The sequence below is a fragment of the Pyxidicoccus sp. M15 genome (assembly GCF_056858435.1).
Genome location: NZ_CM166495.1, coordinates 12163568 through 12190246, shown reverse-complemented (window position 1 = coordinate 12190246; position 26679 = coordinate 12163568). Strand labels below are relative to the sequence as shown.

The window sequence follows — 26679 nt, the reverse complement described above, 5'->3', positions numbered from 1 at the left end:
CGAAGGTGGCCCGCCCAGGGAGTTTTCAGTAGCCGATATTGTGGTTCATGCAACGGAGCTACCGTTCCGGACGCTCTGGAGGAGCCGCGAGGCGATGGAGGGCAGGGCCACGACTTCGTGCGCCAGGCCCGCGCCCACCACCACGCCCGGCATGCCGTAGACGACGGAGCTGGGCTCGTCCTGGGCCAGCACGTGGCCGCCCGCCCCGCGCAGCTCGCGCACGCCCTCCAGTCCGTCCTGCCCCATGCCGGTGAGGACGACGGCGAGCGAGCGGGCGCCATGCGCGCGGGCCACCGAGCGGAACAGCCATGTGGCGGACGGCCGGAAGCCATGCACCGGCGCTCCGCGGGACACCTCGGCCCGCCCCTCGCCGTACACGCCCAGGTGGCGATCATCCGGCGCGAGGTACACGTGGCCGGGCAGCAGCGGCTCCCCGTCCTCGGCCACCTTCACCGGCAGGGGACCGGCGGTGCCCAGCCAGGTGGCGAAGCCCTGGCTGAAGCCGAGGGCGATGTGCTGCACCACCAGCAGCGGCACGGGAAAGTCCGCGGGCAGCTCGGACAGCACCCGGTGGAGGGCGGCCGGGCCTCCGGTGGAGGCGGCCAGCGCCACCACCGCCGGGCGCTGGACGACGGGCGCCGGGGCCGGCACGAGCGGCGGCGGCGCGGCCGTGCGCTCCGGCCAGCGGCGCACCACCTTCACCTCCGCCATGGCCTTGAGGGTGTCGCGCAGGCGGCGGCTCTCCGCGTCGAAGTCGGGCGACTCGGGGCCCAGGGGCTTCTGGAGCACCGCGAGCGCCCCGGCGCGCAGCGCGGCCATGGACGTCTGGATGTCGCGCTCCACCAGGGTGGACACGACGACGACGGGCGTGGGCACCTCCGTCATGATGCGGCGGGTGGCGTCCAGGCCGTCCATGCGCGGCATCTGGATGTCCATCGTCACCAGGTCCGGCCGCAGGCGCTGCACCAGCTCCACCGCCTCCACGCCGTCCTTCGCCTCGCCCGCCACCGTCAGGGCGGGGTCGGCGCGCAGGATTTCCACCAGCAGGCGCCGGGCGGTGGGCGAGTCCTCGGCCACCACGATTCGCAACGGGTTGTTCCTCATAGCAGTCGTCTCAGCGTCTCCAGCAGGCTCGTCGGGTCGAACGCGCTCTTCACCAGGTACGCGCTGGCGCCGGCCTGGAGGCCGCGCGCCTTGTCCTCGGGCTTGCCGCGCGCGGTGACGAGCACCACCGGCAGTCGCGAGTAGCGCGGGGAGGCCCGCACGGCCTCGGTGAGCGCGAAGCCATCCATGCGCGGCATCTCCACGTCCAGCACCATCGCGTCCGCGCCGACCGCCTGGAGCCGCTCCCAGGCCTCCGCGCCGTCCGCGCACGCCACCACCTCGTACCCCGCGCCCTCGAGGATGCTCTGCTCCAACGCGCGCGTGGTGGGCGAGTCGTCCGCCAGCACCACGCGGCGCCTGGCCCGCTGGGCCGCCGGAGCGGGGAACAGCGCCGTGGTGGGCCGCCCTCCGGCCGCGCGCACGAGCGACAGGGGATTGAGCAGCAGCGACAGCCGCCCGTCGGGCAGCACCGCCGAGGCGGACACGTGGCGGGCCCGGCGCACGCGCGCGCCCAGCGAGCGCACCAGCGCCTCCTGCTCGGACAGCACCTCGTCCACCACCAGCACGGCGCGCGCGGTACCGGCGGCGAGCACCACCGCGCCCCGCCGCGCCCGCGGAGGCCCGGGGGGCAGGCCCAGCACGTCCGCCAGCGAGGCCAGCGGCACCAGCGCGTCCCCGGAGGCCCAGGTGGGGCGGCCCTCCACCTCGCGCACCTCGCCGGGCGCCAGGCGGACCAGCCGCGCCACGCTCTCACTGGCCAGCGCCAGCGTCTGCCCGCCCGCGGACACCAGCAGCACGCGCAGCGTGCTCAGCGTGAGGGGCACGTCCAGCAGGAAGGAGGTGCCCTGGCCCGGCCGCGTCGACACCTCCACCGTGCCGCGCAGCGCCTCCACCTGCGTGCGCACCACGTCCAGGCCCACGCCGCGGCCCGACACGCGCGTCACCTCCGCCGCCGTGGACAGGCCGGGCAGGAAGGCGAGCCTGGCGGCGTCCGCGTCGTCCTCCGGCTCGTCGAGCCCCCGGGCCCGCGCCTGCGCGCGCAGCGCGTCCAGGTCCAGGCCCCGCCCGTCGTCCTCCACCGTCACCTGCACCCGGCTGCCGCGAAGGCGCGCCGTGAGGACGACGAGCCCCTCCTCCGGCTTGCCCGCGGCGCGGCGGGCCTCCGGGGTCTCCAGCCCGTGCGCCACCGCGTTGCGCACCAGGTGCAGCAGCGGCTCGCGCAAGGCCTGGAGCAGCGAGCGGTCCAGCTCCAGCGCTCCGCCGTGCACCTCCAGCCGCGCCGAGCGGCCCAGGCTGCGCGCCACGTCGCGCGCGGCGCGCTCCAGGCCCTCGCAGCCCTCGAAGAACGACAGGGTGCGCGCGCGGCGGACCTCGTCGTCCAGGCCGGTGGCCACGCCGCCCAGGGCGCGCCGGTCCGAGGCCAGCTCGCGCGCCACGCGCGACAGCTCCGTCTCCGCGCGCCGCAGCGCCGTCTCGCCCGCCGTCCCGCGCACCGCCTCGCGGGCCTGGGCCAGCGACTCGCGCACGGACTCGAGCGCCTCGGCGCGGCCGTCCAGCCGCAGCGTCGCCACCCGCAGCTCGCCGCTGCGCGCCAGGAGCGCGTCCAGCTTCTGCGCGGACACGCGTACCGGCAGCGTGTCGGACATGAGCGGGCCGGGGGACGGAGGCTCCGGTGGCAGGGGCTCCGGGGGGAGCGTGCCGCCGGCCGGCGCGGTGAAGGCCGTGTCGGGGGCCCGCGGAGTCTCGGGGACCGGCCGCCGAGGGGCCGAGGAGCGGCTGGCGGCCTGCTCCAGCTGCGGCAGCAGGGTCTCCAGCGGGGAGCCGGCCAGGTCCTGCTTCGCCGCCAGCCGCCGGCCCGCGTCGTCCAGCGCGTCCACGGTGATGAAGCACAGCTCGAACACCTCGGAGGAGCCCGCGCCCTCGTCGCGCACGCGCTCCAGCACCTCCTCCAGGCGATGGCACGCCGTCTCCACCAGGGTGGCGCTGGCCGCGCGCGCCGCGCCCTTCACGCTGTGCAGCGTGCGCAGCAGCGAGGCCACCAGCTCGGCCACGCGTGCCGGTACCCGCTCGCGCTCCAGGGCGAGCAGCTCGCGGTTGAGCGAGGCCACGTGTCCCTCGAGCTCCTCGAGGAACGTGGCCAGCAGTGCCTGCGCCAGCCTGTCCCGGTCCATCAGCGCCCGTACTCTCCCAGCAGTCCCTTGAGCTTCTGGCCCATGCTGTTGAGGTCCTGCATGGCGCGCTCGGTCTGCCGCGAGGACTGGAGTGCCTGCTGCGTGGCCTGGTTCACGTCATGCATCGCCTGGCGAATCTGGGCGATGCCGGTGGCCTGCTGGTTGGCGGAGGCGGCAATCTGCGCCGCGGTCAGCGACGCCTGGGTCAGCAGGTCCGACAGCGTCTGGATGTTGGCGCCCGCCTCGGACACCACCCGGGTGGCGGTGGCCACGCTCTTGGTGCCCTCCTCGGTGGTCATCACCGCGCCGTGGGTGGCCTTCTGGATTTGCCCCAGAATCTGCCGCACCTGGCCGGTGGCCTTCTTGGACTGGTCCGCCAGCGCCTTCACCTCGGCGGCCACCACCGCGAAGCCGCGTCCCTGCTCGCCGGCGCGGCTGGCCTCGATGGAGGCGTTGAGGGCCAGCATGTGCGTCTGCTCGGAGATGTCGTTGACGGTGGTGATGATGTCGCCAATGGCCTGCGCCTGCTCGGCGAGGGCGAGGATGCGCGAGGCGATGGACTCCACCTGCTCGCGCACGATGCCCATGGAGGACACGGCCTCCTCCACCGCGCGCCGGCCGCCGCGGCCCACCTCCTCGGCGTGGCGGGCGGAGTCGCTCACCGCCCGGGCGCGGCCCGCGGCCTCCTCGGACGTCTTGGTGATTTCCTCGATGGTGCTCACCGTCTCCGTCACCGCGCTGCCCTGCTCCTGCGCGCCGGCCACCTGCTCGGTGGTGCTGGCGAGAATTTCCGAGCTGGCCCCGGCGAGCTGGTTGACGAACTCGGCCACCGTCCGCAGCGTGTGCTCGCGCTGCTCGGACTGCTTGGCCAGCTGGGCCTCCGTCTGCCGGCGGCGCTCGGCCATCTCGTTGAAGGCGCGCGCCAGCTCCGCCGCCTCGTCGCTGCCGCGCACGTCGATGCGGTGGTCCAGCTGGCCCCGGCCGAGCTGCTCGGTGCCGACCATCAGCTTGTGCAGGGGCCCGGTGATGCTCTTGGTGATGATGTAGCTGCCCACCCCGACGATGGCCATGCCCAGCACGGAGCAGATGGCCAGCACCCAGAGGAGGCGCTGGGCCATGGCCCTGGCTTCCTCCGAGATGTCCTCCCAGTGCTGCTGCTCGGCCGCGAGCATCTCGTCAGTGAGTTCCCGTATCTGCCGCATGAGCCGCTCACCCTGGCCCACCTTGATGTAGCTCGAGCCCCCTTCCAGGCCCCGCTCCCGCCGCACGCGGATGCCCTCCGCCAGCCGGTCAATCCGCTCCGTGACGACGGGCTCCAGCTGGTTCAGCCGCGAGCGCTGCTCGGGGCTGGACGCCAGGGACGTGCGCAGCTGGGAGATGCCGTCCTTCAGCGCGGTGACGGACCGTTGATAGGGCTCCAGGTACGGGTCCTCGCCGGTGAGCAGGAAGCCGCGCTGGCTGGACTCCGCTTCCACCAGCTGCGCGCGCGTCGCGCTGATGGAGCGGAAGTTCTCCCGGGCTACCAGCAGCCTGGCGGTCAAATCCGTGAGCTGGTTGGCGCCCTGGAAGGCCACGCCGGCCAGTACCAGCAGCACCAGCAGGGACAGTCCGAAGCCGAGTGCGATGCGGTTCCCGATGCTCATACAGCTCCTTCGTCGGACAAATCGAACACGAGGCGACTGTCACCCAGCAGCGCCTCTCCCTCCAGCACGAGCGTGCCGTCCTCTTCAGCGGCGGACACCAGCGCGGTGTCCACGGTGGAGGGTGGGGGCAGCAACGTGCGCCCCCGCAGCAGGGTGACCTCTTCGACTTCCTCGGTGCGCAGGCCCAGCTCGGGCCGTCCCGCGCCGATGACGAGCAGCGGGCCCGGGGCCTCCGGCGGCGCGCGGCCGAAGAGGGGGGCCAGCTCCACGACGGGGAGCACCTCGCCGTGCAGCAGCGTGAGGCCGCGCAGCGCGGGCGGGGCGCCCGGCAGGAGGACGACCTCGGCGGCGCGCACGACTTCCAGCACGAAGCGCGACTCCAGCGCGTACCGCTGGCCGGCGGTGCGGAAGTGGACGACCTCGCGCAGCGTGCCGGCTTCCGCCTCGGCGACAGGCTCGCGCGCCAGGGCCCGGGCGCGGGCGTCCAGGACGGCCAGGGCCTCGGCGGGCGAGAGGGCCTCCTCCGTCTGCGCGGCGGCCGCCAGCCGGGCGATTCGGGCGCGTGCCGCGTCCCAGTCGATTCCGGAGCCCGGCATCAGGTCGTCTCCTCACCAGCAGCCAGGGCTGCCTCCAGTCGTGTCCGCTCGCCGTGCGCGACGTCCGCCAGCCCGCGCGCGCGCTCGCCGTCCGCGAGTGGAACGGGGGCGTCCGGAGGGAGGACGGCGCACAGCGACTCCGCCTCGCGCCAGGCCTTGAGGGCGCCGGCCGTGTCGCCGCGCCGGCGCAGCACGCGGCCCAGCACCAGCCACGCCACCACCAGCGAGGGCTCCAGGTACAGCGCCTGCCGGGCGGAGCGCTCGGCGTCCGCGAGCCGGCCCTGGCCGAGCAGGAGCAGGGACTCCAGGTAGCGCAGCCCGGCGACGAGCGGATGGCGCGCGGCGGCCTCGGCGCAGGCGTCCACGGCGGCGTGGGCATCCAGGTTGGCGAGGGCGCGCACCGCCTCCAGGGAGATGGCCGGGTCCTCGTCGAGCGTGCCGAGCTGTCGGGCCGCGCCGCGCCAGTCGCCGCGCGCCAGGGCCCGCCGCGCCGTCGCGAGCGCCTCCGCGTCCGGAGCGCGCGCCGCGCTTCGTGACGGAGGGGGCACGGGCGCGACGGTGGAGCGCCCGGAGGAAGCGCCACCGAAGCGTCCCGGCACGGTGCCCGCCATGCCGCCGTCCCGTGCCGTTGTCGTGCCGGTTTCCGTCAGCTCTCCCGGAACGCGGTGCGCACCGCTCGCGGCGCCGGAATATGGCTCCCCCGGGACACGGTACGCACCGCTCGCGGCGCCGGCATACGGCTCGCCCGGGACACGGTACGCACCGCTCGCGGCGCCGGAAGCCGGCTCGTGCGGCGTCGGGCCGGCGTGCGTCCGCGCACCCGGAGCCCAGGCGGTCGCCGCCTCCGGATGCGCGGGGACGGGCCCGTGCGCCTGCGCCGTCACGGACACCCGGGTGCCGGGTGGGGGCCGGCGGTAGATGACGCCCCACTCGGTGAGGACGGGCTCCAGCGGGGCCAGGTCTCCGAGCGGCGGGTCCGACGGGCCCGTGAAGAGGTAGCCCCCTTCGGCGAGCGCGTCATGGAGCCGCTTCGCCACGGCCTCGATGGTGGCGCGGTTGAAGTAGATGAGGACGTTGCGGCAGAAGATGACGTCCAGCTTCCAGATGCCGCTGTCGGGCGACGGCCACGTGTCGAGCGCGAGGTTGAGGTAGCTGAAGCGCACGCGTTGCTGCACGTCCGGGGATAGGACATACCGGCGGCCCTCGACGCGCAGGTGGGGCCGCATGCGGTCCGCCCACGGGCCGCGCAGGGACCACTCGCCATAGGTCGCCTGCCGGGCGCGGGCGAGCGCGCCGCGCGACACGTCGGTGGCGTACACGGTCATGTGCTCGCCCCAACCCTCGGCCTGGAGCAGCACCGCCATGGAGTAGGGCTCCTCGCCGGAGGAACACGCCGCGCTCCACATGCGGACGGTATGGGCGGGCCCGTGCCGCTCGCGCAGCGCGGGCAGCACGACGCGGCGCAGGTGCTCGAAGTGCTCGGGGGTGCGGAAGAAGTACGTCTCGCCCACGGTGAGCTCGATGAGCAGGTCATCGAGCGCGGCCGCGTCCTCGGCGATGCGGGCGCGGTAGGTGTCGAAGTCGGAGAGGCCGGCGCGGTCCATGGCGCGGGAGATGGCCTCCTCGGCGGCGGCGGGGCAGCTGGGCGCGGCGAGCCCGGCGCGCTCCTCCACCAACGCGAGCACGGCAGCGAAGCCGGGGTGGCTCCAGGCGCCCCAGCTCACGGCGTCTCCGGCGACGAGCCCAGCGCGGCGTCCAGCTCCAGGCCTTCCGCCTCGGAGAGGAAGGAGCGCAAGTCGTGGACGAGCACGAGCCCGTCCGACAGCTTCGCGGCGCCGGCCACGTAGCCCACGCCGGGCAGCTCGCGGGGGGTGGCGTCCCACTCCCCGGGAGCGAGCATGCGCAGGCCCTCGGCGCGGTCCACGCGCAGCACGACGTGGCGGGGTCCGGCGCGGGCGACGATGAAGTGGTCCAGGGGCGACAGCGGGCGGGCCGGGTGACGGAAGCGGCGGCGCAGGTCGAGGACGGGGAGCAGCGCGCCGCGAAGGTTGAGAAGCCCCTCCACGACGGCCGGAGCACGTGGCAGGGGTGTCAGGCGCGCGGCCCGTACCAGCTCCCTGACGTCTTCGGCGGGAAGGCCGTAGCGCTGGCCGTCCAGGGTGAACAGCAGCACCTCGCGCGGTGCGGGCTCCATGACGTGGACATAGACACGGACGTGCGGGCTGTCGAACACTCATGTGCATCCGCATGCCGGGTGTCCACCAGTGCCCAGTCACCACGGCGTGTCCCCGCCGGGCTGGGACGCGCGGTATGGCCCGTTGCGACTCAGTGCAGCGGCGCCCCGGGCGGCTCGGGGGCGTCAGCCTTGTCCTCCGCCTCCTCTCCCGGCGCCGTCACCGGCAGGCGCACGGTGAAGGTGGACCCCTGTCCGGGGACGCTCACCACGGCGATGCTCCCGCCAAGCGCCTCCACGAGCTGGCGCGTGATGAACAGCCCCAGCCCCAGCCCTCCGTAGTGCCGGCTCGACACCGCCCGCTCGAAGCGGTCGAAGATGCGCTCCGCGTCCTCCCGCGCAATCCCGATGCCCCGGTCCTGGACCTCCAGGAGCGCCGCGCTCCCGTCACCGCGCACGCGCACCTCCACCGGAGCGCCCTGGCCGTACTTGAGGGCGTTGGAGACCAGGTTCGTCAGCACCTGCTCCAGGCGCAGCCGGTCCCACCGGCCGCGCACCGGCTCCGGCGCGTCCACCGTCAGCCGCACGCCCACCGACTGCGCGTCCGTCTCGAAGCGCCGCACCAGCTCGCGCGTCACCTCGCCCAGCTCCAGCGCCTCCAGCCGCAGCTCCATCCGGCCGTGCATCAGCCGCGACACGTCCAGCAGGCTGTCCACCAGCTGGGACAGCCGCGTCGTCTGCCGCTCGCAGGACTCCAACCCGCGCCCCACCCGCTCCGCGTCCAGCGGCCCCGCCTGGCGCAGCCGCCGGTGCAGCATCTGGAGCTGGAGCTTGAGGGACGTGAGCGGCGTGCGCAGCTCGTGCGCGGCGATGCCGAGGAACTCGTCGCGCACCCGCACCGCCGTCTGCGCCTCGCTCGCCAGCCGCTGCTGCTCCGCGCTGGCGGCCTCGGCCGCGGCCCGGGCGTTGACTTGCGCGCGCGTCATCAGGAACAGCAGCAGCGTCACCAGCAGACCGCTGATGACCACCGTGCCCAGCTGCACCTGGCTGTTGCGCTCGATGAAGGACTCGCGCGCGGTGAACACCAGCGTCCATGGGCGGCCGGCGACGGCCAGGGGCACCTCGCGGTGCAGGCCCAGCCGCAGCCCCTCCTGCCACACGCCCTCGCGGCTCGAGGTGAAGAGCAGCGTGTCCGGGCGTGCCTGCTCGCCGTCGTGAATCCGCAGGTCCATGGTGACCTGGAAGCCCGGGAAGCGCAGGCCCTCCACCAGGTCTCCCATGCGGAACGGCGCGAAGACGAAGCCCCGCAGGTGGGCCCGGTGGTCCTCGGGGGTGGTGGGCCGCGTGCCGTTGTAGACGGGCACGTAGATGAGGAAGCCCGCCTGGGGCCGGGTGTCCTCCTCGTGCTCCTGGACCAGCCGGACCTTCCCGCTGGCGGCCGGCAGCGCCGTCTCCATCGCGCGCCGCATGGCCTCCTGGCGGGTGGGCTCGGAGAACATGTCGAAGCCGATGGCGCGGAGGTTGCGAGCGTCGAGCGGCTCCAGGAAGACGATGGCGGTGTACTCCGCGCGCGCGCCCTCCGGCCACACGTGGTAGTCGGGGAGACCCTCCCGGCGCACCGCGGCCTCGTGCGCCGCCAGCGCTTCGGGCTCCACCCACTGCGTGAAGCCGATGCCCTGGATGCCCGGGTAGCGCCGGTGCAGCTCCAGGCTCTCCACGTACGCGTGGAACTCGTCGCGCTCCACGTGCTGGCTGCTGCTGAACAGCCCCCGGGTGCCGAGCAGCATGGCCTGGTACGTGTCCATGCGCTGCTGGAGGCCCAGCACGCCCTCCCGGATGGCATCGTCGAAGCGCCGGTCGCGCCGCTCGTCGATGCTGCGCTGCACGTACAGCGCGGCCACTCCTGTCACGGCCAGGCCGACCAGCAGCGCGCAATACGCGGAGGCGTGACGGCGCAGGTGGGAAGACGGGAGGGCAGGCACGGTGTCCGCGAAGACCACGAAGCGTGGACCCCTGGATGGGGCCCACCAGGGCGATACACAGGATGCCGGGCCCGGGGAACCCCCACTCCCGTACGGGCAAGTCCGCATGTCCGGCAGGAGAAAGGGCCGAGGGGGTGTCCGTCCGCCCGTGCACCGAGGGGAGTGCAACCTCCCGGGCGTTCAGGCATCAATGCGTCATGGTGCGTCACGTCATCGTCGTGGGAGCAGGGCCTGGAGGGCTGTCGGCCGCCATCAACCTGGCCGGGCAGGGGTTGCGCGTCACCGTGGTGGAGAAGGACGCGGTGCCCGGCGGGCGGATGAAGGGCCTGAAGCTCGGCGCGAATGGCGAGTACGCGCTCGACACCGGGCCGTCCATCCTCCAGCTGCCGGGCGTGCTGGAGCAGATCTTCCGGCGGGCGGGGCGGCGCATCGACGACTACGTGAAGCTGGTCCCCCTGGACATCAACACGCGGGTGCACTTCTGGGACGGCACGCACCTGGACACGTCCAGGGACATGGCGCGCATGGAGACGGAGGTGGCGAAGTACGGCTCGGAGAAGGCCGTGGCGCTGCGCCGGTGGATGGAGGAGGGGCGTGAGAAGTACGCCATCGCCTACGAGAAGTTCATCTGCACCAACGCGGGCAGCCTCGCGTACTACGCGCCGTGGCGGCTGGCGCCCACGCTGCGCTTCAAGCCGTGGCAGACGCTGTACCGGCAGCTGGACTCGTTCTTCCACGATGACCGGATTACGTACGCGCTGGCGTACCCGTCGAAGTACCTGGGGCTGCACCCGACGACGTGCTCGTCGGTGTTCAGCGTGATTCCGTTCCTGGAGCTGGCCTTCGGCGTGTGGCACGTGGAGGGCGGCTTCCGCGAGCTGGCGCGGGGGATGATGCGCTGTGCGCAGGATTTGGGCGCCACCTTCCGCATGGGCACGGCGGTGGAGCAGGTGCGGGTGGAGGCGGGGCGGGCGGTGGGGGTGAAGCTGGCGGGCGGCGAGGTGCTGGACGCGGACGCGGTGGTGGTGAACGCGGACCTGGCGTACGCGGCGACGAAGCTGCTGCCGGCCGAGGCGCGCGAGGGCTCGCGGCTGACGGACGCGGCGCTGGAGAAGGCGAAGTATTCGTGCAGCACGTTCATGGCGTACTACGGGCTGGACACGGTGTACCCGGACCTGCCGCACCACCTCATCTACCTGTCGGAGGCCGCGCGGCGCACGGACCGGGACGCGCTGGAGGACCGGCACGTGGACGTGGACGACCCGCCCTTCTACGTGTGCAACCCGGGGGTGACGGATGCGTCCGGCGCGCCGAAGGGGCACTCCACGCTGTACGTGCTGGTGCCCACGCCGAACACGGCGCGGGACGTGGACTGGGCCGCGACGGAGGCGAAGCTGCGCGAGCGCATCCCGGCCATGCTGGAGAAGGTGGGGCTGAAGGGCGTCAGGCAGCACATCCGCGAGGAGCGCTACTTCACGGCGGAGACGTGGCGGGACGACTTCAACGTGTTCCGCGGCGCGGTGTTCAACCTGTCGCACACGTGGCTGCAACTGGGGCCGCTGCGGCCGAAGGTGAAGAACCGGGATGTGGAGGGGCTGTACTGGGTGGGCGGAGGCACGCACCCGGGCAGCGGGCTGCTGACCATCATGGAGAGCGCCAACATCGCGGCGGACTACCTCACGCGCGAGGCCGGCAAGGGCCCGCTGCCGGGATGGCCGTATGTGCCGCCACTGGACGGGGCGGATGCGGCGCCCAAGGCCCGCGCGGGCTGACGCGGGGCTATTCGTAGTTGATGGAGCCGGGCGGAGCGGCGCGGGAGAGCGGGTAGATGGCGCGGAGGCCGACCTTGTAGTGGTACGCGACGAGGTGGGGCTCGCCGGCAATCGTGATGATGACCTGGCGGGGCGGCTCCGGCTGGCTGTCGACCCAGGCCCTGGCTTCTTCCAGGGTGTCGAACGTGGCCACCGGTGGGGGGAGGCCGTCGTCAATCACAGCTCGGAGGTAGTGCTCGAGCGTCTTGGTGCGGAGCAGATGGCGACGCTTGAGGTCGTCTGAGCAATTGGCGTAGTGGTACTCGCCTGCGACCAATACATCGGCACCGGTTGGAGGGTTGGGGTGGTCCTTCAGCCAGGCTTCGGCGCTCTTCCTCGTGTCGAATGTCGCGATGACGAGGGGAGGCGGGTCGTCCTTGAGGCTCTCACGATAGGCCTCGAAGTCGTGAGACTGACCCGACCGCAAGATGAAGTCGAGCGCGTCCATGGCCGCACCGAGGTACTCCTTGTCTTCCTCGGATGTGGACTCCTCCCGGAGCCGTCCCAGGAGGTTCAGGACGCGAAAAGGAAACTCCCAGTCCTTGCTCATGGTGAGACCTCCGCCATCCAGGGCTCGGTGGCTGTCGCCGGCTCGGCCAGGAGCACGGCGGGTGCGAGGACGAGGAGCCCCGTACCCGCGGAGAGCACCACGAAGGCCACGCCCGCCACGACGACCACGCTTCCCACCAGGACCGCCTTCCGGTTGCGCTTCAGCCAGTCCACCGCGCTGTCGACGGCTGTGAACTCTTGAGGTTTCAAGTCCTGTAGCTCGCTGCAATCCCGATAAGGCTGCCAGCATCTACCCCGGCAGTGCACCTCTTTGCTGGCCTTCCTGGCGTCCTTGGATTTACCGGAGGTGATGTGTCCGAATCCCGGGGCGAGAGGGCGTGATTTGCACTCATCGATACAATCGACGAATTCCTGATGGCAGTCCCTCGGCTGGGCCACCACGGGCAGGAAGTTCCGAAGCCTCTGCCGCGAGCGCGACAGCGCCCTGTACTCAGCGAGGTTCACCTCCTCGGCGCGTTGCCAGGAGTGGGTGACGGTGCCGTCAGGCCGCTCCCGGATGAAGAGCACGAAGCGGGTGAGCTCATCGGCATTGGCTGGAGCGACGTGGCGTGTGGTGCCACAGGCCGTGAGAAGTACGCTGAGGACTGCCGCCGTGACTCTTGCCGGCGTCGTGCTGCTTCGCATGGATGGGGGGCCGTTCCCGGAGGGGTTCACCGCACGCTAGCAGGCGCACGGGACGGCTGGCTGATTGGCGGACAACCAGGTAACGGCCCGGTTGTATCGGGTGGGCAACGCGGGTGCGATGCTGACACCCTTCTCCAGAGGAGAAACACGCATGCCCTTCTTCATCCCCATCGCGATGGGGGGCCTGGTGCTGACAGCGCTGGGGCTCGGCGTGAAGCGGATCCTGGAGGAAGGCGAGCCCCGGACGCCCGAGGAGGCGAGGGTGCGCGACGCACGCGAGCGCCACCGCGAGGCCCTGGCGTCCCTCAAGGCCGCCCGGCTGCGCGTGAGGGACGGCGTCACGGCGTGGGGCGAGCTCCAGTCGCGCGCTCACGTGGAGGGCGTGGCGCCCTTCCGCGCGCTGCTGGAGCGGCTGGAGCGCTGGGAATACGCGCGAGAAGACGACGTCCTCGAGCCCGGAGCGAGAGAGGCACTGCGGGCCCTGCCCCTGGAGCCACTGCCGCGCGCCGCGAGGCGTCCGTGGCCGTTGCTGGGCGCGGGCACGGAGGCACCTCCGGAGCTGGAGCCCGTGCTGACGTGGCTGGACCGTGGCTGGCTGGACGAGGACGCGCCGCCCGTGGTGGTGGACGGCGCATCACTGTTCGAGGCCGCGGCACCCTGGGCCGTCACCATGGCAGCGGGCACGGCGCCGGACGCACGGGTGCGCGCGCTGGATGAAGCCGCGAGCGCGCTGTCCCAGGCGACCCTGTTCCTCGGAGCCCTGCACGCGAAGCTGGAAGCTCGGACGACACGGGTCGCCGGGGTGTACGGACGGGCCTCCGCGCAGCTCGCATACCTGGACCCGGCCAGCTTCGACGAGGGCGGCCCGGAGCCCCGAGAGCGGCTGCGGCGACTGGCCGAGCTGATGGGCGAGGTGGCGGTGCTGCTCCGCGCGCCAGTGCTGACGCCGGACGGGCGCCTCGCTCCCGAGCTGCCCGTCGAGCCGTCCTAGCAGGAGCGACTCATCCCCGCGGCCCGCTCCCGGCGCGCGGGAGCGGACGGTCAGACGTACCGCTCCGCCAGCTGCGACACCTGCCCGGTGGCCTGGGTGACGGCGGTGGCCGCCTGCTGGGTGGTGTCCAGGTGGCGCAGCGTGTCCGTCGTCAGCTCGTCCAATTCGCGCACGGCGGCGAAGAGCTGGTCCACGCCCTGGTGCTGCTGCGACACGGCCTCCGTAATCTGGCGCACCGCCGTCGCGGACTCCTGGGACAGCGCGGCCAGCTCGCGCAGCCGCTCGCCGCTGGTGCGCAGCGGGGTGAGCGCCGTCTCCACTCCGTCCGTGCCCCGGGTCGACATCGCCGTGGCCTGGTGCGTGGCGGCGGCCATGGTCTCCAGCATGCCGCGCACCTGGTTGGTGGCCTGAATCGACTGGTCCGCCAGATCCCGCATCTGCCGCGCCACGACGCCAAAGCCCTTGCCGTGCTCGCCCGCGCGCGTGGCCTCAATCGCCGCGTTGATGGCGAGCATGTGCGACTGGTCCGCCAGCGCCTTCACCACCTCGGACACGCGGCCCACCTCGCGGGCGCGCTGCTCCAAATCGAGCATCTGCTCGTGCAGGCCGGCGGCGATTTCGCGGATGGAGGCGAGCCCCTTCTCGGTGCCGGCCAGCGACTCCTCGCCCAGCTTGCCCACGGCGGCGGCGCGCTCGGCCACGTGGAGGATGCTGGTGGCGCGCGAGGACGTGACGTGGGAGGCCTGCTGGATTTCCTGCGCGGTGGCGCGCGCCTGGTGCAGCGCCGCGGCCTGCCGCGACAGCGTCTGGTTCTGCTGCGTGCTGGCCTGCGACAGCCGGTGCCCGGCCACGGCCAGGTCCCCGGCGGAGGAGCGCAGCGAGCGCGGCAGTTCCTGGAGGCGCTGGTAGAGCTGCCACGTGTTGGCCGCCAGGTCGCCCAGCTCGTCCGAGGACACCCACTGCGGCGGCGCGGCGCGCCCGTCCACCAGCGCCTCCAGCGACGCGCCCACCGCGCGCGAGCCCTTCGCGAGGCGGCGGGCCGCCCAGGCGGCGGTGATGATGGAGCCCAGCGCCGCGTAGCCGCCGAGCATCACCAACGGCAGCACCAGGTCCTCCTGGAGCGGGCGGATGGTGGCCTTCACGCGCTCGGCCGCGACCAGGTCGCCGCGGTCCTTCATGTCGGTCGCGAGCGCGCCCAGCCCGCGCTCCAGCCGCAGGTGCAGCGTGACGATGCTGGTGAGGCAGGTGACGAGCAGCGCGGAGACGACGGTGGCCGGCAGCAGCCAGAGCTGGCGCGCCGCGAAGCCCTCACCCGCGGGCCTCGCGGTGGGCGCCTGCCGGTACGCATCCAGCACCGTGGGCATCATCACCCGCTCGAAGGCCATGAACATCAGCGGGCAGCTGAACAGGCCCGCGCTGACCGCCACCGCCACGCCCACGAAGATGACCGAGGCCGGCCGGCCCAGCAGCAGCACCACCCCGCCGTTGAAGAGGACGCCGCCCACCGCCCAGGACACCATCGCCTCGACGAAGGCCAGCGTCGCGGGGATGCGGATCAACCGCTGCACCCGGAGCGTCCCTTCCGAGTTCAGTGCCCGTCGCAGCAGCCACGGTGTCACCACCAGCGGCTGCGCCACCGCGCACAGCCCCAGCACCAACGGGGTGATGACGCCCAGGAAGATTCGCAGCTCGCGCTCGCCCTCCAGCGCCAGCAGCTGCATGTCCACGTAGAGGGCCGGGGTGAAGGCCACCGTGGTGATGACGGACCGGAGCAGATACAGCCGCCGCAGCAGCGCGCCAGGGGTCGGGAGCGAGGTGGTCGACATCGAAGCTGAGACTCCGGGGTGGCAGTGACCCCAGCGTGCGGCCCGAAGCGCCTTGCGTCAATGTCCGGGTTTACTCCCCGTTAGATGGGCTTCTGCCAGGAGAACCCGCCGCGTCTCGTTTCACCGGGTTTGGATACGAATAAAACATGAATTGCCCGGTTAGCAGGCAGGCGTGCGAGCCCCCGTCGCCTGCACGCCATCGCCTGGGTGCTCACTTTTCTGGAGCTGATGGCTCGAGCGAAAGGAGCCCCGTCATGGGTGAGTGGACCGACAAGGCCAAGGGACGCATCAAGGAAACCGTGGGCGTCGCGAGCGGCGACCGTGAGCTGGAGGCCGAGGGCAAGAAGGACACGGCCAAGGGCGAGCTCAAGGGCAAGGTCGAGGACGCGAAGCGCGTCATCAAGGATGCGCTGGACCCCGACAAGCCGCGCCGTGACGAGCCGTAGCCGCCTGGCGCATTGAAACCGATGTGTGTTGTTGGTGCGGGCCGCGGGGAGAACATCCTCCCGCGGCCCTTGCCGCGTTCTATCGCTTGGTCACCGGAGGGCAGGCCACCTCGAGGAACGTGGTGGACTTGCCGCTCAGCATGACCCACAGACAACGAAAGACGCAGCTGGCACCGAACTCCCGGTAGATGAGCCCCAGGTTGGCGACCACCTCTCGTCCGGTGATGACCCCGCGCATTGGTACTACCCCCTTCGTCCGCTTCCCGTCCGACCCGCCGCCCACTGCACCGAGCGCCGCCGCCGCACCTCTTCTGCAAACCTCCGGCCGTGCTTCGTGTGGCCGTCCGGAGTCGCTCTGTCTCCCTTCGGACGCGCCAAGCACGCCAACCGCCGTTCGCCGATGCACGGCCTGCTGCGCCCAGGTGTGATACGCGCGCCCCCGCGCTGGAGATTTTTCAGGGTGCCCGTCCACCGTATGACGCACGTGGCGGGCTCGCGGTGAATCTCCGCGTCGCGCCCGGACGCACCGCGCCACGTTTTCGGGGTGAGTCGGAAAGTGTTCCCGCGGGCGCGGTCCGCGGACGGGGGAGCAACCTGCCCGGTCGCGCTGTCGCCGGCTCGGCGGGCCCGGTGGCACATCCGCGAGGGCGCCTGAATCTTCTGCCCACGGGGCCCTTCATGTCGGGGGTGCGGCGGCTGCTCGTGGAGCGGCGGCCCGCCCGAGGCCTCTCTCCGCGAGAACCGTTGTCACCCACGCGGGAGCGCGGACACTAAACAATTGAGGAAGGCGGAAGGAGGGACGTGAGATGAGGACCCAGGAACTTTCACAGCGAGCCCTGCCCCTGCTGGCGGCGGGCCATTTTCGCGGCCAGCGCGGCGTGTCGCGGCTCATCGTCGGAACGGACTTCTCCCTGCGCTCCGAGTTCGCGCTCGCGCGGGCGCTGCGTCTGCCCTTGGGCCAGGGCGGTGTCTTCGCGGTGATGCACGCGGGGCCGCCACTGGATGGCCATGACGGGCCCGCGGGCGCGCTGCCCGGAGAGCGCTGCCTGCGCAAGGCGGTGTCCTCCGTGTGCCGGCGGCTGCGGCACCGGGTGGACGTGGAGGTGCAGGAGGTGCTGCGCCTGGGCGACCCGGTGGAGGCGGCGTCCGCCGTGTCGCGCGAGCTGGGGGCGGAGCTGGTGGTGCTGGGCCGGCCGCTGGTGACGTACCCCGTGCGGGAGCTGGCCGAGGACTCCATGGTGCGCCGCATGGTGCTGAGGCTGGGCGCGTCGGTGCTGGTGGTGGTGCCGCACCCGGTGCGGCCGTACGCGCGGCCGCTGGTGGCGGTGGACTTCTCGCGAGAGTCCCGGCGGGCGCTGGAGCTGACGCTGCGGCTGTGCCCGTCGCCCACGCCGGTGGACGTGCTGCACGTGGTGGACACGCGCGCGGAGGAGGAAGCGCTGCGGGCCTCGGGCGCGCCCGCGGAGCGGTGGCTGCTCCTCCGGCAGGAGGCGGAGCGCGGGGCGCGGGTGGCGCTCGGGCGGTTCCTCGCTCCCTACCGGGAGACGGGGCGCGAGCTGGAGGTGCGGGTGCGCAGCGGCGAGCCGGCGGAGGGCATCCTCGGCGAGGCGGCGGAGCGCGGCTCGGACGTGCTGGCGGTGGCCATGTCGGGGGCGGAGGCCCGCACGCCGCTGACGGAGCGGGTGCTGGCGCGGGCGGGCTGCGACGTGCTGGTGGCGAGGCACACGGCGTCCGCCTCCTGAGCGCGGACGGAGGGTCCGCGTTATGAACGCGGACCGTGTCCCCTCGTACGCCCGCTTCCCCCGTCCCGCAGTCCCTCCTGGCCCGCCTGAAGAGCACGGGCAGCCTCGTCCAGCAGCTGCCCGGCACCTTCCGCCTCTTCTGGCAGGCGAGCCCCCGGATGGCGGTGCTGCTGGGGGTGCTGACGCTGGTGGCGGCGGTGCTGCCCGCGGGCATCGCCTGGGTGGGGAAGCTGATTGTGGACTCGGTGGTGGCGGCGGCGCAGGGCTCGCAGGAGGCTCGTGCGCGCGTCTACGGCCTGGTGGGGCTGGAGTTCGGGCTGATGCTGGGCGCGGCGGTGGTGGAGCGCGGGCTGAACCTGACGCGCGAATTGCTCAGGGCCAACCTGGGCAACCTGCTCAACGAGCGGATTCTGCAGAAGGCGCTGGACCTGGAGTTGCGCCACTTCGAGGACTCCGAGACCTACGACAAGATGCAGAACGCGCGGCGCGAGGCGAACAGCCGGCCGCTGTCGCTGGTGATGGGCGCGTTCTCGATTGTGCGCAATGGAATCACCTTGAGCACCTTCGCGGCGCTGCTCGTGGCGCTGTCGCCGTGGAGCGTGGTGGTGCTGGTGGCGGCGTCGATTCCGGCGTTCATCGCCGAGGCGCGGCTGGCGGCGGAGGGCTTCCGGCTGTACTCGTGGCGGGCGCCGGAGGGCCGCAAGCTCAACTACCTGGAGTGGATTCTCACGCGGGACAACCACGTGAAGGAGGTGAAGCTCTTCGGGTTGGGGCCGCTGGTGCTGGGGCGCTACCGGACGCTGTTCCAGAAGTTCTTCAACGAGGACCGGGCGCTGGCCTTCAAGCGGATGGCGTGGGGGTTGGGGCTGGGGTTGTTGTCGCTGGCGGCGTTCTACGCCTGCTACCTGTACGTGGCGGGGCGCGCGGCGACCGGGGCGATTTCGGTGGGCGACATGGTGCTGTACCTGGGCGTGTTCCGTCAGGGGCAGGCGGCGTTCCAGGGCATGCTGACGAGCATCGGCTCCATGTACGAAGACGCGCTCTTCATGAGCAACCTCTTCACGTACCTGAACATCCCCACGGGCGGCGAGACGACGCGGGTGCTGCCGGCGAAGTCACCGCCGCGCGGGCACCGGAATGCGATTGAGCTGCGCGACGTGTCCTTCCGCTATCCGGGGAAGGATGCGTGGGCGCTCAAGGGTGTGAATCTGACGTTGAGGCCAGGGCAGAAGCTGGCGCTGGTGGGGGAGAACGGGGCGGGGAAGAGCACGCTGGTGAAGCTGCTCTTGCGCCTGTACGAGCCGTCGGAGGGGGAGATTCTCTACGGCGGGGTGAATCTGAAGGACATGGACGTGGAGGACCTGCGCAGCCGCTTCGGGGCGGTGTTCCAGGACTTCGTGCGCTACCAGTTCAACGTGGCGGAGAACATTGGATTGGGGCACGTGCCGGCGCTGGAGGACCGGACGCGGATTGTGAAGGCGGCGGAGGAGGGTGGGGCGAGCACGGTGATTGCGGCGCTGCCGAACCAGTACGACACGATGCTGGGGGGCTGGTTCGAGAAGGGGCAGGAGCTGTCGTCGGGGCAGTGGCAGAAGCTGGCGGTGGCGCGAGCGTTCATGCGGGACGACGCGGAGGTGCTGATTCTGGACGAGCCGACGGCGAGCATCGACGCGGAAGCGGAGCATGCGCTGTTCGAGCGCTTCCAGGCGCTGGCGGCGGACCGGATTGCGATTGTGATTTCGCACCGCTTCTCCACGGTGCGCATGGCGGACCAGATTGCCGTGCTCCACAACGGACAGGTGGAGGAGCTGGGGAGCCACGACGAGCTGATGGCGAAGGACGGGCGCTACGCGCACCTGTTCCGGCTGCAGGCGCGGGGGTACAGGGACTGAGCGGTACCGCGGGCGCGCTCCTTGCGCCGGCCCGCTCTCCAGTGCAGGTTGTGTCCATGCCGCGCCGCTTCAACATCGCGGGCCCCTGCCGTCCGGACTGGCACTACATGATTCCCGCCGAGCGCCGGCTCCCCGAGGCGCCGGGGCTGGTCGAGCAGCTCGGCTACTTCATGGTCCGCGCGCCCCGGCAGACAGGGAAGACGACGGCGCTCCGTGCGCTGGCGGAGCAGCTGACGGCCTCCGGCCGCTACGCCGCGCTCTACTTCTCCTGCGAGGTCGGTGAGGCGGCCGGTGACGACTTCGGTGAGGCGCAGCGGGCCATCCTGGGGAACCTGCGGCTCGGTGCGGGGCACTCCCTTCCGCCCGAGCTCCAGCCGCCTCCCTTTCCCGAGGCCCCCGACAGCCTGCTCCTGGGCACGGCGCTGTCCGCCTGGGCGAGCGTCTGCCGACGTCCCCTGGTGCTGTTCCTCGACGAGATTGATGCGCTGCGAGGCCAGAGCCTCATCAGCGTGCTGCGCCAGCTCCGGAGCGGTTTCCTCAACAGACCCCACGCCTTTCCCGCGTCCGTCGTTCTGTGCGGTCTGCGGGACGTGCGCGACTACAAGGCGGCCAGCGGCGGCGACGCCGACCGGCTCGGTACCGCGAGTCCCTTCAACATCAAGCTCGCCTCGCTGAGGCTGGGTGACTTCGACGCGGAGGAGGTGGCGGAGCTGTACCGGCAGCACACCGCCGACACCGGACAGGTCTTCACCGAGCCGGCGATGGCGCGTGCCTTCGAGCTGACGGCCGGTCAGCCCTGGCTCGTCAACGCCCTCGCCCGGGAGGTCATCGAGGAGCTGAAGGTGCCCGCCGGTGAGCCCATCACTGCCGAGCACATCGATGCAGCGAAGGAGCGGCTCATCTACGCGCGCGTTACGCATCTCGACTCGCTGGTGGCACGGCTGCACGAGCCGCGCATCCGCCGCGTGCTCGAGCCCGTGCTCGCGGGCACCCTGACGTCGGGAGATAGCTACCAGGATGACGTGCAGTACGCGCGAGATCTGGGCCTGCTCGCGCCAGACAACCCGGTGCGAGTCGCGAATCCCATCTACCGCGAGGTGATTGCCCGGGTGCTCGCGGGAGACGCCGAGCTCCAGATGCAGGCCGAGCCACGCAGCTTCGTCCTACCGGACGGCCGGCTGGACTTCGACCGCCTGCTGCGCGAGTTCGCCGCCTTCTGGCGCGAGCACGGAGAGGTGCTGACCGCCGGGCTCTCGTACCACGAGGTCGCGCCGCAACTGGTTCTCATGGCCTTTCTCCATCGGGTCGTCAACGGCGGCGGCTTCGTGGACCGGGAGTATGGCGTAGGCCGGGGCCGCATCGACCTGCTGGTGCGCTGGCCCTATACCGAGGTCGCCCAGCGCCGCTGGCAGCGCCAGGCGATGGAGTTGAAGGTGTGGCGGGAAGGGGAGAAGGACCCGCTCGCGAAGGGGCTCACCCAGCTCGACGAGTACCTGGAGCGGCTGAGCCTCGACACGGGCGTGCTCGTCATCTTCGACCGACGCCGGGAAGCCGGTGATGCGGACTCCCGAACGCGCTTCGAGCAGGCGCAGGCGCCCTCGGGCCGGAATGTCACTGTGCTGCGGGCGTGAGTCGCACCTGACTCCATTTCTGGCTGCCCATCGCTGATGCACTGAGTCTGTGCATTCTCGCGTTAGGCTGGCTGCGCCATGTTGGCGGGCCGCCTGGCGCGCTGGGCTTTCTGGGGGTGGACTGTGGGAACGCGAGTACCTGCATGGGAACAGGTCATTGCGATGGAGCAGTGGATCTCTCCAGAGGGAAGGTTGGAGCTTCCCGGTGAGGACCGCGCGCAGGTGCAATCCGTCGCCCTGCAGATGGCGCTTGCCGAGGCGGAGGTCTACACCTCCTTGCGGACGCCCGAGGGTACGGCGTCGCTGGTGAAGGAAGTCCGCCGCCGGGTCAGGGAAGGCGGGAAGCGGTACTCCAGTACGCTCGGCGACGTGCGCGACCTCCAGGAGGTGGGCGACACCGCTGGCGCGCGCAAGGTGCTGGCGGAGTACATCGCGAGCGAGTCCGTTCCGCGCTACCGGGAGTGGGCCGAGACGGAGCTGAAGGATTTGGAGTGAGGGGGGATGTCCATGTTCGACGCGCTCGTCTACGTCAAGGTCATCAGCAAGCTGTTGCAGGCGGGGATGGCCGCATGGGATGCCTTCAAGGAAGAGGGCATCAGCAGCAAGGAAGTCACCGCGATACGGCTGGCGACGGACCTGCTGGGAGACCTGGGAGGAAAGAGCTCCGGGCAGCTCTCGGACATGGCGGCCCTGCACCTTGGCGTCGTCACGCAGTGTTTCGGTCATGCGCTCGGACGGCAGTGGGCGTTCAACAGGAAGTTGGTGCCGCGTGGGTTCCGGCTCTTCATGGACAGGGAGCAACGTGAGCGTGCGGAGGAGATTGACCTCCGAGTAAAGCTCGCCGTCGGTTCGCTTCCGAAGCTCGGGGGCCCCTCTCTGCTGCAGGCGGGAGACCTGCCCGCGAGCGTGGAGGGAGTGAGGGACGCGGCCGTCATCGACGAGCCCCTGGCGACTCCGTACTACCGGGCCCTGTGGAAGGCCTTCTCCAACCCGAAGCTGGACGAAGGGGACGAGGGAAGAATTCCGTTGCTCGACCTGGAGAAGGGGCGACTGGCGTTCGAGCGGGATTTCCTTCTCGCGTACCAACAGGTGTTGGCTGCTCCAGAAGGTCAAAGGCTTCAGCAGTATGTGGCCGGAGTGGCTGGCGACTATCGCGCACGCATGCTGCGCGAACTGCTCCTGCGGGACATGGCCGGATGGGGCGAGCGCCACACCTTCGGCAATGTGGAGTGGCGCGACAGGCCCAAGGATGACCCCATTCCGTTCATGCCGCTCGCGAGGATGTATGTCGAGCCCGATGCCTGCCTCGTTGCAAAGGCGCGGGATGCAGATATGGCAGGGCAGCCCGTGCTTGCCCTGATCGAACATTGGCTTGCTGCTTCGAAGACGAACACCGTCGTCGTCCGTGCGGACTTCGGAATGGGGAAGTCGCTCACTGCGCGGTCGCTGGCGCAGCGGCTCGCTCGGCGGTTCCTGGAAATGCGTACCCCGTCACCAGAGGCGGAGTTGCCGGTCTTCATCCGGTGCGCCGAGGACTTGACCGAGGAGGGGTTCGATCTCGGCGCGTTCGTGCGCAGGGCGTGGAAGCGCGAAGCGGGTGAACTGGATTTGAAGTTGAAGCTCGATGACCCGGCCCTCGAGCCCCCGAAGCGCACGCAGCGAGCCCTCTTCATTCTCGACGGGCTGGACGAGGTCATCCTCGGAGAGCGGCGGCTGGAATCGTTCTTCCAGCGCATCAAGGACGAGGCCTCGGAGTGCCACCGCTTCATCATCTTCTCGCGCCCAGGGGCACTTCCTGCGGAGCAGGGGCTGGAAGGCATCCCGGTGCTCGAAATCCTGCCGTGGGCCGAACCTCAGATTTCCTCCTGGCTCGAAGCATGGAGCGTCTTGAACGGAGGTGCAGGGCCGACGGTTCAGGAACTGGAGTCGAGACACCTGGGCGAGTTGGCCAGGACTCCTATTCTCCTCTTCATGGTCGCGCAGACCTGGAAGGGCCAGTCCCGCGAGGTTGGCGCAAGCCGTGCCGCTCTGTACGAGGAGTTCTTCTGGCAGATCGCGCGGGGAAAACATGAGGCGGACCGGAAGCATCATAAAAACGTCTACGAGGCGTCCGCCGAGCTTCATCGGCACTTGATGAGCAGGGGGATGGTGACGCGGGACACCGAGCCGCCGGATGCCATGCTCTGGCTCATGAGCCGAGTCGCCTGGGAGGCCACAAAGCTCGACCAGCGTCAGATGATTGAGCCCTCACGGAAGCCGGAAGTACTCACGAAGCATGGCATCACGAGCCTGCTCGTCCATGAGTTGCAGGTGGATGGTGGTGCGGCCGAGACCATCGAAGCGATCCAGGTGGGATTGCTCCTGACGCTCCAGGCCCACTTGCGCTCCGGGGCAGCAAGCCAGCTTCTCTTTGGTCACAAGTCCTTCCGCGAGTTCCTGGTGGCGCGCTACTGGGCGGACAGGCTGAAGGCAGTTGCCCGTGCGCCCTCACGGGGCTGGGAGGAGATCGAGGCTCCACTGCTGGGAGGAAGGCTGCTCAGCCGTGAGGACCGAACGTTTGAATTCCTGCTGGAGATGTTGGACGGAGAGCCGCATCCACGACGTACGGCGGCGCCATTCAGCTTGAGCGAATCCGAGCGTCACTCCCTGTTTGACTGGGCGCAGGCACGTTTCGAGACGGAAGAACCCGAGGTGCCGACAGACTCTGCTCGCGGAGGACGTAGTCGTCAGTTGTCACTGCGAGAGGACAGGCGGCCATGGCTGCGCGAAGCGGCGCTAGCCATCGGGAGCTCTCTCCGGGGCAGTCCCGGCATGATGCAGCGCGACAAGCTCACAATGAGGTCGATGCTTGCCTGGTTCTGGCTGATGCGAATCGGCCCCATCATCATGGCGCGCGGTGCGCTCTGCGAAGGAGCAATTCTGTCCGAGCTCAATCTCCGAGGCGCCAATTTCCGAAGAGCCAATCTGCGAGGTGCCATTCTTTCGGGCTCGGCCTTCACGTTGACCCAGACAGGCGTGAGCGCCGACTTCTCGGGAGCCAATCTGGATGGCGCCAGCCTAGTGGGCACGGATCTGGAAGACGCGATTCTCAAGGAAGCGTCACTTCGAGGTGCAAAGCTCACGTACGCCCAGCTCGATGATGCCGACTTGAGAGCAGCGTGCCTTTGCGATGCGGCGCTGGAGCGCGCGCAAATGGAGCATTGCCGCTTGGACAATGCGGACCTCTCAAATGCGAGGCTGGAGAAGGCGTCTCTTCTAATGGCGTCGCTAAAGGGCGCGAATCTGCGGGGCGCCGATCTGCGAGGCGCGTACCTTGCCGCTGCGAATCTGACTGGCGCGTCGTTGGAGGGGGTGCGGCTGAATGATGCCGTCTATAGCGAGGAAACACTCTGGCCCGAGGGATTCGATCCTGTCGCAGCAGGCGCCATGCAACCGCCTCACTGAACCTCCCGACTCACGCCTTCGGCAGGTGGTCCCTCACCACGCCGAGCCAGTACTCCTTCCCATAGTACTGGCTCATCTTCCCGAGCAGCTTCCCGTCGCGGAACAGCAGGAACGTGGGAATCCCGAAGAGGCCAAAGCGCTTCGCCAGGTCCTCGTACTTGTACGCGTTCACCTTCACCACGCGCATCGGCGCACCGTCGAGCTCCGACAGCAGCATGGGCTCCGCGGCCGCGTAGATGTCGCAGTTCGGGCAGCCGTCACCCCAGAAGTCCACCACCACCAGCTCGCCCTTCGGCTCCATGACCAGCTGGTCGAAGTTCTCCGCCGTCCCCTCGTAGCTCACGGGATGTGCCATGGCCTCCTGCCTAACGGTCTCCCCCTCCGTCTTCAACCTGCTCACGGGGCGCGCCGCTCGAAGTCCTCGCTGTTTTCACTGCTCTTGCGACCGTACACCGTGCCAGCAGGCAGCGGCCCGAACCAGACGGCGTCCTCCGGCCCATGGAGCACCGGCCTCCCCGTCATCTCCGAGCGCCGTGCCCCGTCGAACACCCCCACCTCGCCCCCATCGCTCGACAGCGTGAAGGGCAGGTGCAGCGGTCCTCGTGCGGTGTCCCCGCTCGCCAGCAGCCGCACCGCCTGCCCCGGCCCCAGCGTCCCCGCCGCCAGCCGGTACCGCGTCGTGGCCCGCAAATCGTTCGTCACCTCGTAGCTCCCCAGCTCCAGCGCCTGGGGCCCGCGGTTGTACAGCTCCACGTACCCCGAGCCTCCCGTCGTCACCTCGCGGATGACCAGCGGCCCGCTCCCGTGCGCTCTCAGCGCCTCCAGCGCCTTCGTCAGGTACTCACGCCGCCCGCGCACGTAGTCCTGGAGGAACCGCCGCGCGCGCTCCACGTGCTCGGCGGACGCGTGCGGGTCGTCCTTCAGCTCCGGCTCCACCACCGCCCACAACGCGTCGATGTGGGCCAGGGCCTGCTCCTCGGAGAACGGCCCCATGAGCGCCGCTTCCAGCTTCGCGAGCACCCGCGCTCGCAGCGCCGGCCGGTCCCACACCCGCGTGGCGAGCACGCTCCACGTGGGCCGCAGCTCCGGCCGCGCCGTCACGCGTGTCTCGAACAGGTCCTGCACCTCCGGGTCATACAGCGTGAAGGACTGCGGCCACCGGTCCACCACGGGCGCTGCCTCCGGACTCCGCGTGCGCCAGTAGAGCATCCGCGCGTTGTTCAAATCCCACGGCACGTACGTCCACCGGTCCGCGTGCATCGCATGCACCCAGAAGCCGCGCGAGTCCTCGATGAGCGTGTTCGAGATGAGTGCGTCCGCCGCGAGGTTGCCCAGGTACGCCTCCACATCCACCCGGTGCTCCAGCTCCTCCTCGAAGCGCGCATCGTCGCTCCGGTTCACCCACTCCAGGAACGTGGTCAGCTCCTCGCGGCCGGTGTCCTCGTTCGTCTTCTTCTCGAAGTCGCCCTGGTACGGACCGGGCCCGAGTGTCAGCTCGCAGTTGCGATGGCCGCAGCGGTAGATGGACGCATCGCGCTCCTGGCCGTGGTGCTTCAGCCAGTCCTTCCCCACGTGCTCCATGTCCAGGTAGAGCCCCTGGTGCTCGCCATTCACGCGGACGCGCGCATAGCGGGCGCTCGGCACCGGCAGCCCCAGGGCCTGGTACAGGTCCACCGCGAACTTCTCCGTCAGCTTGCCGCCGTCGAGCCAGCTCGCGAGCAGCTCGAAGTGGTCGCGGTCCTCCAGCTCCTGGCCGGGGTCCAGCTCGATTTTGTAGCTCTTCTGCGGCAAGTCCCGCGTGCTCGCGCCCCGGTAGCGCACGCGTCCCGTCGCCCGCACGCCTTCTAGCGTCACCGTGCAGGGAACGGACGCGTCGGAGGTCGGGTCCGCCTCCAGCTTCCGGAGGTCGGCCGGGGCCACCTCCAGCGCGAAGGTCGGCACGGTCGACTGGACCGGTGGATAGGGCCCCACGGGATTCGGCGATGGCGTCGCGGGGGCACCGTGCCCGCATGCCAGCAGGCCCACGAGTCCCG

General features: G+C 70.9%; 20 protein-coding genes. 8 read left to right on the top strand and 12 right to left on the bottom strand.

Features of this window, described 5'->3' with window-relative positions:
- Positions 1-45: 45 nt before the first annotated feature.
- From cheB to ACX9TP_RS45360, 7 genes are all read right to left on the bottom strand, one after another.
- Positions 46-1104 (bottom strand): chemotaxis-specific protein-glutamate methyltransferase CheB, encoded by a 1059-nt coding sequence (cheB, locus tag ACX9TP_RS45390; RefSeq protein ID WP_482976952.1) that lies wholly within the window; start codon positions 1102-1104, stop codon positions 46-48.
- Positions 1101-3275 (bottom strand): hybrid sensor histidine kinase/response regulator, encoded by a 2175-nt coding sequence (locus ACX9TP_RS45385; RefSeq protein WP_482976951.1) that lies wholly within the window; start codon positions 3273-3275, stop codon positions 1101-1103. The genes cheB and ACX9TP_RS45385 overlap by 4 nt, the downstream gene beginning before the upstream one ends.
- The gene (locus tag ACX9TP_RS45380; protein WP_482976950.1) at positions 3275-4918 is read right to left on the bottom strand and encodes a methyl-accepting chemotaxis protein; all 1644 of its coding nucleotides are present in this window, start codon (positions 4916-4918) and stop codon (positions 3275-3277) included. Before ACX9TP_RS45380 ends, ACX9TP_RS45385 begins: the two co-directional genes overlap by 1 nt.
- Entirely contained in the window at positions 4915-5514 is a 600-nt protein-coding gene (locus ACX9TP_RS45375) for a chemotaxis protein CheW (RefSeq protein ID WP_482976949.1), read from the bottom strand. Before ACX9TP_RS45375 ends, ACX9TP_RS45380 begins: the two co-directional genes overlap by 4 nt.
- On the bottom strand, positions 5514-7238 hold the full coding sequence (locus ACX9TP_RS45370; RefSeq protein ID WP_482976948.1) for a CheR family methyltransferase: 1725 nt from the start codon (positions 7236-7238) through the stop codon (positions 5514-5516). Before ACX9TP_RS45370 ends, ACX9TP_RS45375 begins: the two co-directional genes overlap by 1 nt.
- A complete protein-coding gene (locus ACX9TP_RS45365; RefSeq protein ID WP_482982329.1) occupies positions 7235-7708 on the bottom strand; it encodes a chemotaxis protein CheW in 474 nt (157 codons plus the stop codon). The genes ACX9TP_RS45370 and ACX9TP_RS45365 overlap by 4 nt, the downstream gene beginning before the upstream one ends.
- A gap of 131 nt (positions 7709-7839) precedes the next feature.
- Positions 7840-9687 (bottom strand): CHASE domain-containing protein, encoded by a 1848-nt coding sequence (locus ACX9TP_RS45360; protein ID WP_482976947.1) that lies wholly within the window; start codon positions 9685-9687, stop codon positions 7840-7842.
- 179 nt (positions 9688-9866) lie between these two features.
- Here ACX9TP_RS45360 and ACX9TP_RS45355 point away from each other — a divergent pair, with 179 nt between their 5' ends.
- The gene (locus tag ACX9TP_RS45355) at positions 9867-11441 is read left to right on the top strand and encodes a phytoene desaturase family protein (RefSeq protein WP_482976946.1); all 1575 of its coding nucleotides are present in this window, start codon (positions 9867-9869) and stop codon (positions 11439-11441) included.
- 7 nt (positions 11442-11448) lie between these two features.
- Here the strand turns inward: ACX9TP_RS45355 and ACX9TP_RS45350 are convergent, their stop codons facing one another.
- Both ACX9TP_RS45350 and ACX9TP_RS45345 read right to left on the bottom strand, forming a co-directional pair.
- On the bottom strand, positions 11449-12030 hold the full coding sequence (locus ACX9TP_RS45350; RefSeq protein ID WP_482976945.1) for a head protein: 582 nt from the start codon (positions 12028-12030) through the stop codon (positions 11449-11451).
- Positions 12027-12557 carry a hypothetical protein gene (locus ACX9TP_RS45345; protein ID WP_482976944.1) on the bottom strand — a complete coding sequence of 177 codons (531 nt, stop codon included), beginning with the start codon at positions 12555-12557 and terminating at the stop codon, positions 12027-12029. The genes ACX9TP_RS45350 and ACX9TP_RS45345 overlap by 4 nt, the downstream gene beginning before the upstream one ends.
- Positions 12558-12825: 268 nt before the next feature.
- On the opposite strand from ACX9TP_RS45345, the gene ACX9TP_RS45340 reads away from it, so the two are divergent.
- Complete coding sequence (locus ACX9TP_RS45340) at positions 12826-13665, top strand: hypothetical protein (protein ID WP_482976943.1); 840 nt, start codon at positions 12826-12828, stop codon at positions 13663-13665.
- A gap of 50 nt (positions 13666-13715) precedes the next feature.
- Here ACX9TP_RS45340 and ACX9TP_RS45335 read toward each other — a convergent pair whose 3' ends face one another.
- The gene (locus tag ACX9TP_RS45335; protein WP_482976942.1) at positions 13716-15491 is read right to left on the bottom strand and encodes a methyl-accepting chemotaxis protein; all 1776 of its coding nucleotides are present in this window, start codon (positions 15489-15491) and stop codon (positions 13716-13718) included.
- A gap of 254 nt (positions 15492-15745) precedes the next feature.
- On the opposite strand from ACX9TP_RS45335, the gene ACX9TP_RS45330 reads away from it, so the two are divergent.
- The 6 genes from ACX9TP_RS45330 to ACX9TP_RS45305 all read left to right on the top strand — a co-directional run bounded on the left by ACX9TP_RS45330 (position 15746) and on the right by ACX9TP_RS45305 (position 24646).
- On the top strand, positions 15746-15937 hold the full coding sequence (locus ACX9TP_RS45330) for a CsbD family protein (RefSeq protein ID WP_482976941.1): 192 nt from the start codon (positions 15746-15748) through the stop codon (positions 15935-15937).
- Positions 15938-16743: 806 nt separating this feature from the next.
- Positions 16744-17679, top strand: a complete 936-nt coding sequence (locus ACX9TP_RS45325) for a universal stress protein (protein WP_482976940.1) — start codon at positions 16744-16746, stop codon at positions 17677-17679.
- 35 nt (positions 17680-17714) lie between these two features.
- Positions 17715-19571 (top strand): ABC transporter ATP-binding protein, encoded by a 1857-nt coding sequence (locus tag ACX9TP_RS45320; RefSeq protein ID WP_482976939.1) that lies wholly within the window; start codon positions 17715-17717, stop codon positions 19569-19571.
- A gap of 56 nt (positions 19572-19627) precedes the next feature.
- Positions 19628-21202, top strand: a complete 1575-nt coding sequence (locus ACX9TP_RS45315) for a hypothetical protein (protein WP_482976938.1) — start codon at positions 19628-19630, stop codon at positions 21200-21202.
- Between the two features lie 162 nt (positions 21203-21364).
- Positions 21365-21697 (top strand): DUSAM domain-containing protein, encoded by a 333-nt coding sequence (locus ACX9TP_RS45310; RefSeq protein ID WP_482976937.1) that lies wholly within the window; start codon positions 21365-21367, stop codon positions 21695-21697.
- Positions 21698-21703: 6 nt separating this feature from the next.
- Positions 21704-24646, top strand: a complete 2943-nt coding sequence (locus tag ACX9TP_RS45305; RefSeq protein WP_482976936.1) for a pentapeptide repeat-containing protein — start codon at positions 21704-21706, stop codon at positions 24644-24646.
- A 10-nt stretch (positions 24647-24656) separates the two neighbouring features.
- Here the strand turns inward: ACX9TP_RS45305 and ACX9TP_RS45300 are convergent, their stop codons facing one another.
- Positions 24657-25001 carry a thioredoxin family protein gene (locus tag ACX9TP_RS45300; protein WP_482976935.1) on the bottom strand — a complete coding sequence of 115 codons (345 nt, stop codon included), beginning with the start codon at positions 24999-25001 and terminating at the stop codon, positions 24657-24659.
- Between the two features lie 41 nt (positions 25002-25042).
- The gene (locus ACX9TP_RS45295; RefSeq protein WP_482976934.1) at positions 25043-26587 is read right to left on the bottom strand and encodes a CotH kinase family protein; all 1545 of its coding nucleotides are present in this window, start codon (positions 26585-26587) and stop codon (positions 25043-25045) included.
- Positions 26588-26679 lie beyond the last annotated feature (92 nt).

Bases quoted from the DNA above. Each gene is read 5' to 3' on its own strand.
- cheB (WP_482976952.1), bottom strand. From the start codon at position 1,104: ATGAGGAACAACCCGTTGCGAATCGTGGTGGCCGAGGACTCGCCCACC.
- ACX9TP_RS45335 (WP_482976942.1), bottom strand. From the start codon at position 15,491: ATGTCGACCACCTCGCTCCCGACCCCTGGCGCGCTGCTGCGGCGGCTG.
- ACX9TP_RS45325 (WP_482976940.1), top strand. From the start codon at position 16,744: ATGAGGACCCAGGAACTTTCACAGCGAGCCCTGCCCCTGCTGGCGGCG.
- ACX9TP_RS45305 (WP_482976936.1), top strand. From the start codon at position 21,704: ATGTCCATGTTCGACGCGCTCGTCTACGTCAAGGTCATCAGCAAGCTG.
- ACX9TP_RS45350 (WP_482976945.1), bottom strand. From the start codon at position 12,030: ATGAGCAAGGACTGGGAGTTTCCTTTTCGCGTCCTGAACCTCCTGGGA.
- ACX9TP_RS45380 (WP_482976950.1), bottom strand. From the start codon at position 4,918: ATGAGCATCGGGAACCGCATCGCACTCGGCTTCGGACTGTCCCTGCTG.
- ACX9TP_RS45310 (WP_482976937.1), top strand. From the start codon at position 21,365: ATGGAGCAGTGGATCTCTCCAGAGGGAAGGTTGGAGCTTCCCGGTGAG.
- ACX9TP_RS45330 (WP_482976941.1), top strand. From the start codon at position 15,746: ATGGGTGAGTGGACCGACAAGGCCAAGGGACGCATCAAGGAAACCGTG.
- ACX9TP_RS45340 (WP_482976943.1), top strand. From the start codon at position 12,826: ATGCCCTTCTTCATCCCCATCGCGATGGGGGGCCTGGTGCTGACAGCG.
- ACX9TP_RS45385 (WP_482976951.1), bottom strand. From the start codon at position 3,275: ATGGACCGGGACAGGCTGGCGCAGGCACTGCTGGCCACGTTCCTCGAG.
- ACX9TP_RS45375 (WP_482976949.1), bottom strand. From the start codon at position 5,514: ATGCCGGGCTCCGGAATCGACTGGGACGCGGCACGCGCCCGAATCGCC.
- ACX9TP_RS45355 (WP_482976946.1), top strand. From the start codon at position 9,867: ATGGTGCGTCACGTCATCGTCGTGGGAGCAGGGCCTGGAGGGCTGTCG.
- ACX9TP_RS45365 (WP_482982329.1), bottom strand. From the start codon at position 7,708: ATGGAGCCCGCACCGCGCGAGGTGCTGCTGTTCACCCTGGACGGCCAG.
- ACX9TP_RS45300 (WP_482976935.1), bottom strand. From the start codon at position 25,001: ATGGCACATCCCGTGAGCTACGAGGGGACGGCGGAGAACTTCGACCAG.
- ACX9TP_RS45315 (WP_482976938.1), top strand. From the start codon at position 19,628: ATGCCGCGCCGCTTCAACATCGCGGGCCCCTGCCGTCCGGACTGGCAC.